Origin of the sequence: Citrobacter sp. wls714, from assembly GCF_005281025.1 — a bacterium.
Taxonomy (GTDB): domain Bacteria; phylum Pseudomonadota; class Gammaproteobacteria; order Enterobacterales; family Enterobacteriaceae; genus Citrobacter; species Citrobacter werkmanii.
In genome coordinates this window covers 86,990-102,929 of sequence record NZ_SZWZ01000063.1, presented here as the reverse complement: position 1 = coordinate 102,929, position 15,940 = coordinate 86,990, and the positions used below count along the sequence as shown (strand labels likewise).

The window sequence follows — 15,940 nt, the reverse complement described above, 5'->3', positions numbered from 1 at the left end:
ATTTACGGCCTTGTAGTAGTAACGGAATTAACAAACCACTGCTGGATGTTGCTCATCGCAGAATGCGAGGTATCCAGAATCGGCTGCGGATAGAAGCCAAGCAGTACCAGAAGCACGACCAGCAACAGGATGATAAACAGCTCACGCAGCGACATCCCTGGCAGTTCTACGCTGGCAATCTGGCTCTTCGCCTTACCAAAGTAAGCGCGATGCAGCATCGCCAGCGAGTATACAGAGGCAAACACCAGACCAAAGGTCGAGATCACGGTAATGACCGGAACCACCTGGTAGCTGCCGAACAGAATCATAAATTCGCCAACGAAGTTACCTGTACCCGGCATACCCAGCGTACATACTGCGAAGAACATGGACAGCGCAGGCAACCATTTCATTTTGCCCCACAGACCACCCATCATACGCATGTCACGCGTGTGCAGACGTTCGTACAGCTGACCACACAGGATGAACAGACCGGCTGCGGACAGACCGTGCGCGATCATCTGGATAACCGCGCCCTGGTAAGCCAGTTGGCTGCCGGTATAAATAGCAATCAGCACGAAGCCCATGTGGGATACGGAGGTGTAGGCAATCAGACGTTTGATGTCGTACTGATTAAAGGCCATCCACGCGCCGTAGAAGATACCGATTACGCCAAGCCACATGGCGATAGGCGCAAACTCCGCCGACGCGTTCGGGAACAGCGGCAGAGAGAAACGCAGCAGACCGTAGGCTGCGGTTTTCAGCAGGATCCCCGCCAGGTCAACGGAACCCGCGGTCGGTGCCTGGGAGTGCGCATCCGGCAACCAGCCGTGCAGCGGAACCACCGGCATTTTCACCGCGAAGGCGATGAAGAAGCCGAGCATCAGCAGATATTCCACGCCGTGGGACATCGGGGTATTCAGCAGATCTTCATAATTGAAGGTCCACACGCCGGTCGCTTTATAGTGCACAAACACCAGCGCCAGGATGGCAATCAACATCACCAGACCACTCGCCTGGGTGTAAATGAAGAACTTGGTTGCCGCCGTGATACGCGTTTTACCGTCAGAAGCTTTATGCCCCCACAGCGCGATCAGGAAGTACATCGGCACCAGCATCATTTCCCAGAAGAAGAAGAACAGGAACATGTCGATGGCCAGGAACACGCCGATCACGCCGCCTAAGATCCACATCAGGTTCAGGTGGAAGAAGCCCTGGTATTTTTCGATTTCATTCCAGGAGCAAAGGACCGCCAGAACACCGAGCAGACCGGTCAGCACTACCATTAGCAGCGACAAGCCGTCGATTGCTAAATGGATAGAGATGCCAAAACGTGGGATCCACGGCAGGACAAACTCAGACTGCCACTGCGGAATACCCGCGGATTGCGTCAGTGAATAGCCGCCCTGCAACCACAGTTGCAGGCCAAGCGCCAGCGTCAGTCCCATGGTAATCAGCGCGATCCAACGCGGCACCTTCACGCCAAAGCGTTCGGTCTGCCAGCACAGGAAGCCACCGATAAAGGGAATCAATATTAGCCAGGGTAGTAACATGGCGATTTTTATTCCTTTTTAAGGCCTCTGACAGAGGCCTGATTTTCAACGAATTTGGATAAAATTCACTTTACGATCAACGCAGTACCATCAACAGTGCCAGCACAACGACAGCGCCAATGCTCATTGATGCCACATACCAGCGCAGATAACCGTTCTCGCTTAACAGCAGGCCTTTACCTGCAAAGCGGGAAAGGACAGCCGGAATGTTCATCATTGAGTTCAGCGGGTCGCGCTTCAGCAGCCAGGCAATGCCCAGGAACGGCTTAACGAACACTTTGTCATACAGCCAGTCGAAGCCCCAGGCGTTATACCACCAGGTACCCAGCAGGCGGCCCGGCGCACTGTTGGCAATCGACGTAACAAGCGTACGTTTACCCAGCCACAGCCACGCTGCGATCAGGATGCCCGCAATCGCTACGATGCCGGAGGTAATTTCCAGCGTCATGACGCGACCATGCTCAAGTTCGGTCGTTGCAGGCAATACTCCCTGCAGCGGCGGCACAATCAGCGCGCCAACAAAGGTAGACAGGATCATCAGCACAATCAGCGGCAGATGATGGGTAATCCCCTTCCCGGCGTGAGCGTGAATTTGTTCTTTACCGTGGAACACGATGAAAATCATACGGAAGGTGTACAGCGAGGTCATAAACGCACCGACCAGACCTGCAACCATCAGATTAATATGACCGTTCGCCATCGCACCGGCCAGAATCTCATCCTTACTGAAGAAGCCCGCGGTAATCAGCGGCAGAGCCGACAGCGCCGCGCCACCAATCAGGAAGCAGACATACACCAGCGGAATCGACTTACGCAGGCCGCCCATCTTGAAGATGTTCTGTTCGTGGTGGCAAGCCAGGATAACCGAGCCGGATGCCAGGAACAGCAGCGCTTTAAAGAAGGCGTGCGTCATCAGGTGGAAAATCGCCGCATCCCATGCCTGAACGCCAAGCGCCAGGAACATGTAGCCAATCTGGCTCATGGTGGAGTAAGCGAGAACGCGTTTGATGTCGGTCTGTACCAGCGCGGCAAAACCCGCCAGCACCAGCGTGATCGCACCGATAATCCCCACCAGATGCAGGATTTCCGGGGTCATCAGGAACAGACCATGGGTACGTGCAATCAGGTAGACACCAGCGGTAACCATCGTCGCGGCGTGGATTAGCGCGGAGACAGGCGTCGGGCCGGCCATCGCGTCAGCAAGCCAGGTCTGCAACGGCAGCTGCGCGGATTTACCCACCGCACCACCCAGCAGCATCAGGGTTGCCCACATCAGCATGTTATTACCCGCTTCAAAGTGCGCAGGCGCCAGTTCGACCATTTCGCGGAAGTTCAGCGTGCCCAGCTCGTTGTAGAGGATGAACAGCGCGAAGGCGAGGAACACATCACCGACACGGGTCACCACGAAGGCTTTCATTGCCGCAGCGCCATTCTTCGGATCGGTGTAATAGAAACCGATCAGCAGATAGGAGCACAGGCCCACGCCTTCCCAACCGAGGTACATCAGCAGCAGGTTATCCGCCAGTACCAGAACCACCATGCTGGCGATAAACAGGTTGGTGTAAGCGAAGAAACGAGAGTAGCCCTCTTCCCCACGCATATACCAGGAGGCGAACATATGGATCAGGAAACCGACGCCGGTCACCACGCTGAGCATAGTCAGCGACAGGCCGTCCAGCACCAGGTTGAAGCCGATGTTGAAGTCACCGACAGACATCCACGTCCACAGCGGCTGACTGTAGGCTTGTTGACCATTAGCAAAGAAGTCAACGCCAACAAACGCCGTCACCAGCGCAGCCAGGCCAATAGAGCCAACGCCCACGGTAGCGGACAGATTTTCTGACCAACGACCGCGAGAGAACGCCAGTAATACAAAGCCAATAAATGGCAGAATAATGGTTAAGGCAAGCATGTTCATCCACGCATCTCACTTACTGAATCGATGTTCAGGTTCTGGCGACGGCGATGAAGTTGCAGCAACAGTGCAAGTCCAATGCTCGCTTCCGCAGCCGCAAGGCTGATGGCGAGAATGTACATCACCTGACCATCGGTCTGGCCCCAGTAGCTTCCGGCGACCACAAAGGCCAACGCGGAGGCGTTAATCATGATTTCCAGCCCAATCAGCATAAACAGCAGATTGCGGCGGATAACCAGACCTGTTAAGCCCAGCACGAATAAGACAGCCGCGAGGATCAGTCCATGTTGTAAGGGGATCATGCGTGCTCCTCCGTTTTTCTTTTCGCACGGTCATCGGTGCGATTGCTCAGCACTTCACCTGAACGCTCTTCGCGACCCACGTGGAAGGCCACAACCAGGCCCGCCAGCAGCAGCATCGAAGCCAGTTCGACCGCCAGTACATACGGTCCGAACAGGGAAATACCGACCGCTTTCGCGCTAATTGGCGTACCGTCGATGCCCTGATCGTTAACGCCAAGAATGGCGTACACAATCACGACCAGCATGATGGCCGACAGAATCGCCGGACCAATCCACACCTGCGGTTTCAGCCACTGGCGTTCTTGTTCGATTTCAGAGCCACCGAGGTTGAGCATCATGACCACGAACACGAACAGCACCATGATGGCACCCGCGTAGACGATAATTTCCAGCGCACCGGCGAAATAAGCGCCTAACGAGAAGAACACCCCAGAAATCGCCAGCAGCGAAATAATCAGATACAGCAGCGCGTGTACCGGATTGGTGTGGGTGATCACCCGCAAGGTTGCGAGAATGGCTATCAGGCCACAGATATAAAAAGCGAACTCCATTGCCCCTCTCCTTACGGTAACAGGCTCTTGACGTCGATAGGCTTAGCTTCGTTCTCTGCTTCGCCCTTATCTTTGCCGTCGATTGCCATACCTGCCATCCGGTAGAAGTTATATTCCGGGTATTTGCCCGGACCGGAGATCAGCAGATCCTCTTTCTCGTAAACCAGGTCCTGGCGCTTGTACTCACCCAGCTCGAAATCTGGAGTCAGCTGAATAGCCGTTGTCGGACAGGCTTCTTCGCACAGGCCGCAGAAAATGCAGCGTGAGAAGTTAATGCGGAAAAACTCCGGATACCAGCGGCCGTCTTTGGTCTCTGCTTTTTGCAGAGAGATACAGCCTACCGGACATGCTACCGCGCACAGGTTACAGGCAACGCAGCGCTCTTCACCGTCCGGGTCGCGGGTCAGAACGATACGACCACGAAAACGGGGCGGGAGATAGACCGGCTCTTCCGGGTACATCTGCGTTTCACGTTTCGCGAACGCATGCAGGCCGATCATCCAGATACTGCGTACCTGGGTGCCGAAACCTACGAACAATTCTTTTAAGGTCATGGTCTTTGTGTCCCTTATTGCGCCTGCCACAGAATGACAGCCGCCGTTACCAACAAGTTGACGAGCGTCAGCGGCAGACAGACTTTCCAGCCGAAGGACATTACCTGGTCATAACGAGGACGCGGTAACGACGCACGAATCAAAATGAACATCATCATGAAGAACGCGGTTTTCAGCGCGAACCAGACGAATGGCGGTAAGAACGGGCCATGCCAGCCACCGAAGAACAAGGTAACCATCAGTGCAGAAATGGTGACGATACCGATGTACTCGCCCACGAAGAACAGACCGAATTTCATGCCGGAATATTCAATGTGGTAACCGTCGGCCAGTTCCTGCTCGGCTTCTGGCTGGTCAAACGGGTGACGGTGACATACCGCCACGCCCGCGATGGCAAAGGTGACAAAACCAAAGAACTGCGGAATAACGTTCCAGATATCAGCCTGGTTATTGACGATGTCGGTCATATTGAATGAACCGGCCTGCGCCACCACGCCCATCAGGGACAGCCCAAGGAACACTTCATAGCTCAGCGTCTGCGCAGAAGCACGCATCGCACCAAGCAGGGAGTATTTGTTGTTACTGGACCAGCCAGCGAACAGCACCGCGTATACCGCGAGGCCCGCCATCATCAGGAAGAACAGGATGCCGATGTTCAGGTCAGCAACCACCCAGTTTGGACTCACCGGCACGATGGCGAAAGCCAGCAGCAGTGACGTAAAGGCGATCATCGGTGCCAGGGTAAAGATGACGCGATCCGAGAATTTCGGGATCCAGTCTTCTTTAAAGAACATCTTGATCATGTCCGCAACCAGCTGGAGCGAACCGCCCCAGCCAACACGGTTCGGTCCGTAACGGTTCTGGAACAGACCCAGCAGACGACGTTCGCCAAAGCTCATGAATGCCCCGCAGGTGACCACCACCAGCAGAATCACCACCGCTTTGAGAATGCTCAGCAGGATCTCAATCAGATCGGGTGTAATCCAACTCATTGTTGTGCCTCCTGCAGATCTTCAAGACGCGCGCCTGCCAGAACCGGCGCGATGCCAGGCATACCCATCGGTAAACCAACCTGCCCTGCCGTTAATCCTTCAGCGATTTCAACCGGCAGCGTGACCGTATTGCCATCGTAGCTGAAAGAAACACGGGTACCGGCATTAACACCCAACTTCGCGGCGTCTGCCGGGTTAAGTTTGATGTACGGCTGTGGCATACGGGTCTGGAAGACCGGCGCACGCTGAGACAATTCGTCACTACCAAACAGATGGTAGTACGGCGCGATACGCCACTGACCATCCTGAGCCTGGAAGCTCGCCGGAACGGTAGTGAAGTAATCCATCCCATCCGCAGAAGCTTCGATCAGACGCACCCCCGGATCGCCATGACGCAGTTTCCCGCCCACTTCATCCTGGAACTTGTTCCACGCCTGTGGGGAGTTCCAGCCCGGAGCCCAGGCAAACGGAACTTGTGAACGCGGCGCAGACGGTTGGTTGTTCCCTTCCATCGAGAAGGCGAACATGGTGTCTTTATCCTGCGGCTGACGTGGTTCATGGACGCTAATGTTAGCGCGCATCGCGGTACGACCGCTGTAGCGGTGCGGCTCGCGCGCCAGTTTCTGTCCACGGATACGGAAGCTTGCATCCGGCGCGGCATCTTTGATCCCAGCCAGTTGCGGCAACTTCTCAACAACCGCGTCGATAACGTGGTCGAGCTGCGTCCAGTCCACTTCCCGGCTCTGGACGGTGCTGTGCAGCGAGTGCAGCCAGCGCCAGCTTTCCAGCATCACGGTGTTGCTGTCATAGTAGGACGGGTCATAGACCTGGAAGAAGCGCTGCGCGCGGCCTTCGTTGTTAATCACCGTCCCATCGCTTTCGGCAAAGCTCGCGGCGGAAAGCACCAGATGGGCGTTCTCCATAATTGCCGTACGCTGATGGTCAACAACCAGTACCAACGGCGCTTTCGCCAGCGCGGCATTAACGCGCGTTGCTGAAGCATGGCGATGCAGGTCATTTTCCAGCACCACAACGGCGTCAGCACGACCTGTTTCCAGCTCGGTCAGCGCATCGTCAAGGGAACCACCGCCAATCATACCCAGGCCCATGCTGTTAACAGAGCGCGCAATCATGGTGATGCCGACGTCAGCGCCACGACCTTTCAGCGCCTTCGCCACGTTGGCAGCAGCCTGAATCACTTCGGCGCTACCGGCGTTGGTGCCAGAAATAATCAGTGGTTTCTTCGCTCCGGCTAATGCCTGAACGATCACGTCAATTTTGTTCTGCAGGTCATGATCGATACCGTCAACCGCCGGGGCGTTGTTGTCCAGCGCATGAGCGATAGCGAAGCCTAAACGCGCCTGATCTTCTACCGGTGCGCGGTAGGTCCATGCAGCGATATCATCCAGACGGGTGTTATCGACGTTAGTTACAAACAGCGGGTGCTTAGCACGCTGGCCGATGTTAAGGATTGCCGCGATCTGCCAGTCAGCCACTTTCTGCGCCGCAGCCATTTCGCGTGCTTTACCTTTCACCGCCTGACGCACTGCCAGCGCAACGCGCGCGCCAGTCTGGGTGACATCTTCGCCCAGCACCAGAACCGCATCGTAAGACTCAATTTCGCGCAGTGCGGGGGTATGAATACCGCCGTCACGCAGAACGCTCAGCGCCAGTTGCAGACGTTCCTGCTCACCCTGGGCGATACCGGTATAGAAGTTATCCGCCCCGACCAGTTCACGCAGTGCGAAGTTGCTTTCAACGCTGGCACGCGGGGAGCCGATACCAATCACTTTCTTCGACTGGCGCAGAATATCTGCCGCGCCCTGCATCGCCTGTTCGGCGTTGAGCGTGATCAGGTCATCGCCACGACGCTGTACCGGCTGACGCGGACGGTCTTTCAGGTTCACGTAACCATAGCCAAAGCGACCACGGTCGCAGAGGAAGTAGTGGTTAACGGTACCGTTGTAACGGTTTTCGATACGACGCAGTTCACCATAGCGTTCGCCCGGGCTGGTGTTACAGCCAATGGAACACTGCTGGCAGATGCTCGGCGCAAACTGCATGTCCCACTTACGGTTGTAGCGCTCGGAGTGCGTTTTATCGGTGAACACGCCGGTCGGGCAAATCTCGACCAGGTTACCGGAGAATTCGCTTTCCAGCGTACCGTCTTCCGGGCGACCGAAGTAGACGTTGTCATGCGCGCCATACACGCCCAGATCCGCGCCATCGGCGTAATCTTTGTAGTAACGTACGCAGCGATAGCAGGCGATGCAGCGGTTCATTTCGTGAGAGATGAACGGCCCCAGGTCCTGGTTGCGGTGCGTACGCTTCGTGAAGCGATAGCGACGGAAGCTATGACCGGTCATGACGGTCATATCCTGCAGGTGGCAGTTACCGCCCTCTTCGCAGACCGGACAGTCGTGCGGGTGGTTAGTCATCAACCACTCCACAACGCTTTCGCGGAACTGTTTCGCTTCTTCGTCATCAATAGAAATAAAGGTGCCTTCGGTGGCTGGTGTCATACAAGACATCACCAGGCGACCACGCGTATCTTCCGCGTTTTGATATTGCTTCACCGCACACTGGCGGCAAGCACCGACGCTGCCCAGCGCCGGGTGCCAGCAAAAGTACGGAATATCAAGGCCAAGAGACAGACAAGCTTCCAGCAGGTTGTCCGCTCCGTTGACCTCATATTCTTTGCCGTCTACATGAATCGTAGCCATAGTCAGCATGCTTCCAGTTGGCTTAGTCAGGGACTAAGCGTTAATCGAATTACTTATCGCGATGCAGGGGTAACCTGCAATTACCAGCGCTCTTTCAGCAGGTTCGGCTGAATACCACCAATAGCGTGGGTATTGCTGAATGTCTGCTTGATGCCAGCTTCGAATTCTTCGCGGAAATATTTAATGGCGCTCTGTAGCGGCTCCACCGCGCCCGGTGCGTGTGCACAGAAGGTTTTACCCGGGCCGAGGAAACGACACAGTTGCTCAAGTGTCTCGATATCCCCAGGCTGGCCTTCGCCACGCTCCAGCGCACGCAGAATTTTCACGCTCCACGGCAGACCGTCACGGCACGGCGTACACCAGCCGCAGGACTCGCGGGCGAAGAACTCTTCGAGGTTACGCACCAGCGGTACCATGCCAATCTCGTGATCGACAGCCATTGCCAGCGCGGTGCCCAGACGGCTGCCTGCTTTACCAATGCTTTCGAATTCCATCGGCAGATCGAGATGTGCTTCGGTCAGGAAGTCTGTCCCCGCGCCGCCAGGCTGCCAGGCTTTGAACTTCAGACCATCGCGCATGCCGCCTGCGTAATCTTCGAGGATCTCACGCGCGGTAGTACCGAAAGGCAGTTCCCACAGGCCAGGGTTCTTCACGCGACCGGAGAAGCCCATCAGCTTGGTGCCCGCATCTTTGCTCTTCGAGATGTTCTGGTACCACTCCACGCCGTTGGCGAGGATGGCCGGTACGTTACACAGCGTTTCGACGTTGTTTACGCAGGTCGGCTTACCCCATGCGCCAGAGCTTGCCGGGAAAGGCGGCTTGGAGCGCGGGTTAGCACGACGACCTTCGAGGGAGTTAATCAGCGCAGTTTCTTCACCGCAGATGTAACGCCCTGCCCCGGTATGGACAAACAGTTCGAAATCGAAACCCGTGCCCATGATATTTTTGCCCAGCAGACCGGCTTCGGTTGCTTCAGCGATCGCGCGGCGCAGATGCACAGCCGCCTCGATATATTCACCGCGCAGGAAGATGTAACCACGGTATGCTTTCAGCGCAAACGCGGAAATCAGCATGCCTTCCACCAGCAGGTGCGGCAGCTGTTCCATCAGCAGACGGTCTTTATAGGTACCCGGTTCCATTTCATCGGCGTTACACAGCAGGTAACGGATGTTCATGGATTCGTCTTTCGGCATCAGGCTCCACTTCAGGCCGGTAGAAAAGCCTGCGCCGCCGCGCCCTTTCAGGCCAGCGTCTTTTACCTGATTGACGATTTCGTCCGGCGACAAGCCGGTCAGGGCCTTACGCGCACCTTCGTAACCGTTTTTGCTACGGTACTCGTCCAGCCAGACCGGCTGTTTGTCATCACGCAGACGCCAGGTCAGCGGATGTGTTTCGGGAGTACGGATAATGTCTTTCATTTATACCGCTCCAGCAGTTCAGGAATGCCTTCCGGGGTCAGGTGAGCATGAGTGTCGTCATCGATCATCATGTTCGGCCCTTTATCACAGTTCCCCAGGCAGCAGGTCGGCAGCAGCGTAAAGCGACCATCAAAGGTCGTCTGCCCCGGCTTGATGTTGAGTTTTTTCTCCAGCGCAGCCTGGATCCCCTGATAACCATTGATATGGCACACCACGCTGTCGCAATAGCGGATCACGTGGCGACCTACCGGCTGGCGGAAGATCTGGCTGTAGAACGTGGCAACACCTTCTACGTCGCTCGCCGGGATACCCAGCACATCCGCGATCGCATAGATCGCGCCATCCGGCACCCAGCCACGCTGCTTCTGAACGATCTTCAGCGCTTCAATGGACGCCGCACGCGGGTCTTCGTAGTGGTGCTTCTCGTGCTCAATCGCTTCACGCTCAGCCGCACTCAGCTCAAAAGCCTCGGTTTGTGGTTGTTGATTCTCGTGCATAATTAGCGGTCCACATCTGACATAACAAAATCAATACTACCCAGATGGACGATAAGGTCGGACACCAGGCTGCCACGTACCGCTACCGGGATCTGCTGCAGGTGCGCATAGCTCGGGGTACGGATACGAGTACGATAACTCATGGTGCTGCCATCGCTGGTCAGGTAGTAACTGTTGATACCCTTGGTCGCTTCCACCATCTGGAAGGACTCGTTTGCCGGCATAACCGGTCCCCACGAAACCTGCAGGAAGTGGGTGATCAGGGTTTCGATATGTTGCAGCGTGCGCTCTTTCGGCGGCGGCGTCGTCAGCGGGTGATCCGCTTTGAACGGGCCTTCCGGCATGTTGTTGAGGCACTGCTCAAGGATGCGCAGACTCTGGCGCAGCTCTTCAACTTTCAGCATTACGCGGGTATAGCAGTCAGACACGCCGCCGCCAACCGGAACTTCAAAGTCAAAGTTTTCGTAGCCAGAGTATGGACGGGCTTTACGCACGTCGAAATCAATACCGGTCGCACGCAGCGCAGCACCGGTACAACCCCAGTCCAGCGCTTCTTTCTTGCCATAGGCGGCAACGCCCTGGGAACGACCTTTCAGGATGGTGTTACGCAGTGCAGCTTTCTCGTAGGAATCCAGACGTTTTGGCATCCAGTCGAGGAAGTCACGCAGCAGCTTGTCCCAACCGCGCGGCAGATCGTGTGCGACACCGCCGATACGGAACCAGGCCGGGTGCATACGGTAACCGGTGATCGCTTCCACCACGTCATAAATTTTCTGACGGTCGGTAAAGGCGAAGAAGACCGGCGTCATCGCGCCGACGTCCTGAATGAACGTGGAGATGTACAGCAGGTGGCTGTTGATACGGAACAGTTCAGACAGCATCACGCGAATCACGTTGACGCGATCCGGCGTGGTGATGCCCGCCAGTTTCTCAACCGCCAGTACGTAAGGCATTTCGTTGACGCAGCCGCCGAGGTATTCGATACGGTCAGTGTAAGGAATGTAGCTGTGCCAGGACTGACGTTCACCCATCTTTTCAGCGCCACGGTGGTGGTAGCCGATGTCAGGTACACAGTCGACGATTTCTTCGCCATCAAGCTGCAGCACAATACGGAACGCACCGTGAGAAGACGGGTGGTTAGGACCGAGGTTGAGGAACATAAAGTCCTCGTTTTCGGTGCTACGTTTCATGCCCCAGTCTTCGGGTTTGAAGGTCAGAGACTCCATCTCCAGATCCTGTTTGGCTTTGGTCAGCTCAAACGGATCGAATTCGGTCGCACGCGCCGGGTAGTCTTTACGCAGCGGGTGACCTTGCCAGGTATGCGGCATCAGCAGACGCGTCAGGTGCGGGTGACCTTCGATATCAATGCCAAACATTTCCCAGGTTTCACGCTCATACCAGTTGGCGTTCGGGAACAGTTTGGTAAACGTCGGTACACGCAGATCGTTTTCAGACAAAGCCACCTTGAGCATGATATCGCGATTGCGTTCAATGGAAATCAGGTGATAGAAAACGGAAAAATCCGCGGCAGGTAACCCTTCGCGGTGCGTACGCAGACGTTCGTCCATGCCGTGTAAGTCAAACAGCATGACGTAAGGTTTCGGCAGTTTCTTTAAGAAATCGCCAACTTCCAGTAATTGTTCACGCTTGACCCAAACAACGGGTACCCCGGTGCGAGTCGCCTGAACGGTAAAGGCATCCGGCCCAAAACGGTTGCGCAGTTCGCCAATGACTGGGTCATCAAGGTGATCCCGTGTTTGCCATACAGCGTCTTGCGCGGTTAAGTCGGTCATATTGTTCACCATTGCAAATGGTCCGTGGTAGTCGGCAGTGCTTCGCGCTATTTATGTAGTGATAAGCGAAGGAAGGGCTGCTGCCGACAGGCGCAAATTAAATCTCGTCTGGTGTACGAAGATTCGTTACAGCAATACGTTCGCCGCGTTTACGCTCGCGTTCTGACTGCATATTGGCGCGATAAACGCCCTGATCGCCAACCACCCAGGAGAGTGGACGGCGTATGGAATCCTGCAGCAGCATCAGAGCCTGCATATACGCTTCCGGACGCGGCGGACATCCCGGGATGTACACATCAACCGGAATAAATTTATCAACGCCCTGCACCACAGAATAGATGTCGTACATACCGCCGGAGTTGGCGCATGCGCCCATGGAAATAACCCATTTTGGTTCCAGCATCTGATCGTAGAGGCGCTGAATAACAGGAGCCATTTTGGTAAAGCAGGTTCCAGCCACGACCATCAGGTCAGCCTGACGCGGCGAGGCACGCAGTACTTCCGCACCAAAACGGGCCACATCGTGCACGGCGGTAAACGAGGTCACCATCTCAACGTAGCAGCAGGAAAGGCCAAAGTTATATGGCCAAATTGAGTTTTTACGGCCCCAGTTAACCATGTCATGGAGCTTACCCATGAACACATTTTTATTAACTTCTTGCTCCAGGGGGTCGGTTACGATCTCCTGTTTTTGCAGGGGGTAACGGTCGTTCTCACCGTTAGGATCTATGCGGGTGAGCGTATAATCCATCTTAATGCCTCGCGGTTAGCGTTGACGATTAGCGATACTGTTCGTTTCCGGGTTCATACGCTCGCGGCGTGAACGCGCGGGCGTCCAGTCCAGCGCGCCAATACGCACCAGATAAACCAGACCAGCCAGTAACACAAAAATAAAAATTGCAGCTTCCACAAAGCCAATCCAACCGCTTTCACGGATAGATGTTGACCATGCGAACAGATACAGCGCTTCAACGTCGAAGATAACGAAGAACATGGCTACCAGATAAAACTTGGCAGACAGGCGCAAGCGGGCGGTGCCGACCGAGTCGATACCTGATTCAAACGGCACGTTTTTAGATCTCGCGCGTGCGCGACCACCTAAAAACCAGCCGCCGACGAGCATCAGGCAGCACAGGCCAATGGCGACAATAAGAAAGATAGCGAATGCCCAGTGATGAGCGATGATTTCAGTGGATGTTGACATACTCATTGCTTACTCATCAAAAGTAGCGCCAAATTCTCTGCTCTTTTCGGCAGATGAACGCCACATCGATTCATGGGGAGGAATAAAAAAAACCTTACAATCACTGTAGAAAACCATTTTATACAGCCAATTGATGGGGTTTTTTACTCCTTTCTATAACCTTTTGTCAACTTTAACAAAAGTTTCCTCACATTATTTTACACTGTTCCAACCTCATTAACATAAAGTGCTGTTTAGACCCATTTCGATCGCATCATCGGTCTTTTTTAATGTTGTTGAATCGTGTCCGTAGTGAAGTAAAAAAGATAATACACGTCTATTTTGACAGGAATTCACACTAATGCCTCCCCCTAAATGGGAGTATTTTCTTGATCTGTGACACGCTTTTGTTAATTCACCATAAAAAACAGCAACAATTTCTCTAGTTTTTTAACATGGAAACAATTAACACTTCTGCTGATTATTTTTCACCCTATTTGCAGGCTGTTTTTTTACCCGCTGATTTTGTTAAGTTTTAGTATAGCAAATGACATAAACCAACGTTATTTGCATAAAAAAAGAGCCGCTGGATGTTTTTTCATCATTAGCGGCTCTTTTTTTACACTTACATTTTAAAACGTTTTTTGTGACGCGTTACTCGAAGTCCCCTTCAACAAGGAGCGAATCATCTCCCCCTTCGGGGGTAAACTGATTGTATTGCCAAGGATTTTGATAAGTCTGCATCGAGTTAAAGATAACCTGAGCTAAATCATTTTGCGTAGCCGGATCGCAGCACAACAGATACTCGGTATCAGGCAATGGCGGTAATCCGTCCGCCGCGCCCAGTACGCGTAAATCAGGACTCATCATTTCAACGGGACGTGCAGTAACGCCCAGACCGGCTTTGACCGCAGCACGAACCGCAGGCAATGTTGAAGCAACATACGCTAAGCGCCACGGGATCTGTGCAGCATTCAGCGTTGCCAACACCATATCGCGGAACGGGCTCGGATCGTCCAGCAGAACCAACGGAACCGGCTCACCTTTTTGCAGGATATATTCAGCTGCACAATACCAGTGCGTCGGTGAAGTGCGCAGATTCAGGCATTCAAAATCGCCCGGACGGTTAGTCGTTACCACCAAATCCACTTCTTGCGACTTCAGCATATCCACCATATAGGCGTTGCGCTTGACCCTCACATCCAATGCAAGCTTCGGATAAACCGAACTTATACGGTTGAGCAGGAAAGGCAGTATAGTATCGGCAGATTCATCAGAAGCTCCGATAGTTAACACTCCCTGAAGATTGTTAAACATTAATGATGAGCATGCCTCATCATTAAAACGCAAGATTTTTCTGGCGTAACCCAACAGCTGTATACCATGTTCGGTCAGCAGTTTGTTGCGTCCATGGCGCGCGAACAACTCTTTCCCCACGAGTTGCTCAAGACGCTGCATTTGCTGACTCACCGCAGACTGAGTGCGACATACCGCAGCTGCCGCAGCCGCGAAGGTATTCAGGTCGGCAACAGCAACGAAGGTTCTCAGCAGATCGAGGTCGAGGTTAATTATCGGACGATTTGCATTTATCATAGTTTTTCACTTACTCGCGGGTCATACCGTGTTAATGCTGTGCATTCAGAATCAAACAACTCCATTTGTTATCTGCCTGCCTTCCTTGCAGTTTCGCTTAGTGTAACCAAGTGAAAATAAGGATGTATTTGGTTTAACAAACGAAACAATTCTCTTTCTACGCTATATAATAACCGTGACACTCATCGGAATATAGCAACGAGAAAGGGCCATATTTTTAGCTGCTGGATGATTCTGACTAATGGAAAACATGTAAATTTTGTAAATTTAAAAAAAGTTAACGAACAATAATTTACACATTAAAAACTAACTTTTCAGTATGTTAGGAACAACCAACAAACATTTGAATTATCGTAAAATTCTTACTACGCACCATTTCATGAGACTTATCTTAACCTAAAACCACTATATTTATAAGTGTTATCGCGAATAATTCGAGGCAACAAGGCGTTATGTCAGAACTGAGGTTTTCGTATTATTAGTCCATTCAAATTAATGCGATTTAAATATTAAATAATAATTAATTAAGAATCCCTCAATTCATTAATTATGCTTAACAATGAATTCACACCGTACCACGCGCGGATCAGGCCGATAACAGCCCTCGCAGATAAAACCTCAGTATTTTCGAATGACGTCATACAGCTTAAGTGTCGGTTACCTTTTGCTTTCCAGACTTAAGTTTTTTTGACCAGACAAACCACCACATCAAAACCGAAGGTATAAAATATAAAACCAATAAAATACATTTTATTGGTTTATTATACTAATATTTCTGATATATTTAGATATTAACAGTCAATTATAACTTCATGGATTTTCAAAATCTTCTACTAAAGACCCTTCAAAACTTACCGTCGTGGGAGTACATTGTGCTGGGCTGACTT

13 protein-coding genes are annotated in these 15,940 nt (G+C 53.2%); all 13 read right to left on the bottom strand.

What is annotated here, in order from left to right:
• Positions 1 to 2 precede the first annotated feature (2 nt).
• Positions 3 to 1,532 carry an NADH-quinone oxidoreductase subunit M gene (gene nuoM, locus FDX11_RS12905; RefSeq protein ID WP_061382114.1) on the bottom strand — a complete coding sequence of 510 codons (1,530 nt, stop codon included), beginning with the start codon at positions 1,530 to 1,532 and terminating at the stop codon, positions 3 to 5.
• 76 nt (positions 1,533 to 1,608) lie between these two features.
• Entirely contained in the window at positions 1,609 to 3,450 is a 1,842-nt protein-coding gene (gene nuoL, locus FDX11_RS12900; RefSeq protein WP_042307099.1) for an NADH-quinone oxidoreductase subunit L, read from the bottom strand.
• Positions 3,447 to 3,749: an NADH-quinone oxidoreductase subunit NuoK gene (gene nuoK, locus FDX11_RS12895; RefSeq protein WP_006683663.1), complete on the bottom strand. Its 303-nt coding sequence runs from the start codon at positions 3,747 to 3,749 to the stop codon at positions 3,447 to 3,449. Before nuoK ends, nuoL begins: the two co-directional genes overlap by 4 nt.
• On the bottom strand, positions 3,746 to 4,300 hold the full coding sequence (nuoJ, locus tag FDX11_RS12890) for an NADH-quinone oxidoreductase subunit J (protein WP_003028059.1): 555 nt from the start codon (positions 4,298 to 4,300) through the stop codon (positions 3,746 to 3,748). Before nuoJ ends, nuoK begins: the two co-directional genes overlap by 4 nt.
• Positions 4,301 to 4,311: 11 nt before the next feature.
• Entirely contained in the window at positions 4,312 to 4,854 is a 543-nt protein-coding gene (nuoI, locus tag FDX11_RS12885; RefSeq protein ID WP_003028062.1) for an NADH-quinone oxidoreductase subunit NuoI, read from the bottom strand.
• Positions 4,855 to 4,868: 14 nt separating this feature from the next.
• The gene (gene nuoH, locus FDX11_RS12880) at positions 4,869 to 5,846 is read right to left on the bottom strand and encodes an NADH-quinone oxidoreductase subunit NuoH (protein WP_003028063.1); all 978 of its coding nucleotides are present in this window, start codon (positions 5,844 to 5,846) and stop codon (positions 4,869 to 4,871) included.
• A complete protein-coding gene (gene nuoG, locus FDX11_RS12875) occupies positions 5,843 to 8,569 on the bottom strand; it encodes an NADH-quinone oxidoreductase subunit NuoG (RefSeq protein WP_137398023.1) in 2,727 nt (908 codons plus the stop codon). Before nuoG ends, nuoH begins: the two co-directional genes overlap by 4 nt.
• An 80-nt stretch (positions 8,570 to 8,649) precedes the next feature.
• The gene (gene nuoF / locus FDX11_RS12870; protein WP_003839356.1) at positions 8,650 to 9,987 is read right to left on the bottom strand and encodes an NADH-quinone oxidoreductase subunit NuoF; all 1,338 of its coding nucleotides are present in this window, start codon (positions 9,985 to 9,987) and stop codon (positions 8,650 to 8,652) included.
• Positions 9,984 to 10,484 carry an NADH-quinone oxidoreductase subunit NuoE gene (nuoE, locus tag FDX11_RS12865; RefSeq protein WP_006683660.1) on the bottom strand — a complete coding sequence of 167 codons (501 nt, stop codon included), beginning with the start codon at positions 10,482 to 10,484 and terminating at the stop codon, positions 9,984 to 9,986. Before nuoE ends, nuoF begins: the two co-directional genes overlap by 4 nt.
• 2 nt (positions 10,485 to 10,486) lie before the next feature.
• Positions 10,487 to 12,289: an NADH-quinone oxidoreductase subunit C/D gene (nuoC, locus tag FDX11_RS12860; RefSeq protein ID WP_072276965.1), complete on the bottom strand. Its 1,803-nt coding sequence runs from the start codon at positions 12,287 to 12,289 to the stop codon at positions 10,487 to 10,489.
• An 85-nt stretch (positions 12,290 to 12,374) separates the two neighbouring features.
• Positions 12,375 to 13,028: an NADH-quinone oxidoreductase subunit NuoB gene (nuoB, locus tag FDX11_RS12855; RefSeq protein ID WP_137398022.1), complete on the bottom strand. Its 654-nt coding sequence runs from the start codon at positions 13,026 to 13,028 to the stop codon at positions 12,375 to 12,377.
• A 15-nt stretch (positions 13,029 to 13,043) separates the two neighbouring features.
• Positions 13,044 to 13,487, bottom strand: a complete 444-nt coding sequence (gene nuoA / locus FDX11_RS12850; protein WP_003028077.1) for an NADH-quinone oxidoreductase subunit NuoA — start codon at positions 13,485 to 13,487, stop codon at positions 13,044 to 13,046.
• 627 nt (positions 13,488 to 14,114) lie between these two features.
• Entirely contained in the window at positions 14,115 to 15,053 is a 939-nt protein-coding gene (gene lrhA / locus FDX11_RS12845; protein WP_042307095.1) for a transcriptional regulator LrhA, read from the bottom strand.
• Positions 15,054 to 15,940: the final 887 nt, after the last annotated feature.

What these genes read in the sequence shown, in the direction of transcription:
- nuoM (WP_061382114.1), bottom strand. Translation starts at nt 1,532, where the DNA reads ATGTTACTACCCTGGCTAATATTGATTCCCTTTATCGGTGGCTTCCTG.
- nuoL (WP_042307099.1), bottom strand. Translation starts at nt 3,450, where the DNA reads ATGAACATGCTTGCCTTAACCATTATTCTGCCATTTATTGGCTTTGTA.
- nuoK (WP_006683663.1), bottom strand. Translation starts at nt 3,749, where the DNA reads ATGATCCCCTTACAACATGGACTGATCCTCGCGGCTGTCTTATTCGTG.
- nuoJ (WP_003028059.1), bottom strand. Translation starts at nt 4,300, where the DNA reads ATGGAGTTCGCTTTTTATATCTGTGGCCTGATAGCCATTCTCGCAACC.
- nuoI (WP_003028062.1), bottom strand. Translation starts at nt 4,854, where the DNA reads ATGACCTTAAAAGAATTGTTCGTAGGTTTCGGCACCCAGGTACGCAGT.
- nuoH (WP_003028063.1), bottom strand. Translation starts at nt 5,846, where the DNA reads ATGAGTTGGATTACACCCGATCTGATTGAGATCCTGCTGAGCATTCTC.
- nuoG (WP_137398023.1), bottom strand. Translation starts at nt 8,569, where the DNA reads ATGGCTACGATTCATGTAGACGGCAAAGAATATGAGGTCAACGGAGCG.
- nuoF (WP_003839356.1), bottom strand. Translation starts at nt 9,987, where the DNA reads ATGAAAGACATTATCCGTACTCCCGAAACACATCCGCTGACCTGGCGT.
- nuoE (WP_006683660.1), bottom strand. Translation starts at nt 10,484, where the DNA reads ATGCACGAGAATCAACAACCACAAACCGAGGCTTTTGAGCTGAGTGCG.
- nuoC (WP_072276965.1), bottom strand. Translation starts at nt 12,289, where the DNA reads ATGGTGAACAATATGACCGACTTAACCGCGCAAGACGCTGTATGGCAA.
- nuoB (WP_137398022.1), bottom strand. Translation starts at nt 13,028, where the DNA reads ATGGATTATACGCTCACCCGCATAGATCCTAACGGTGAGAACGACCGT.
- nuoA (WP_003028077.1), bottom strand. Translation starts at nt 13,487, where the DNA reads ATGAGTATGTCAACATCCACTGAAATCATCGCTCATCACTGGGCATTC.
- lrhA (WP_042307095.1), bottom strand. Translation starts at nt 15,053, where the DNA reads ATGATAAATGCAAATCGTCCGATAATTAACCTCGACCTCGATCTGCTG.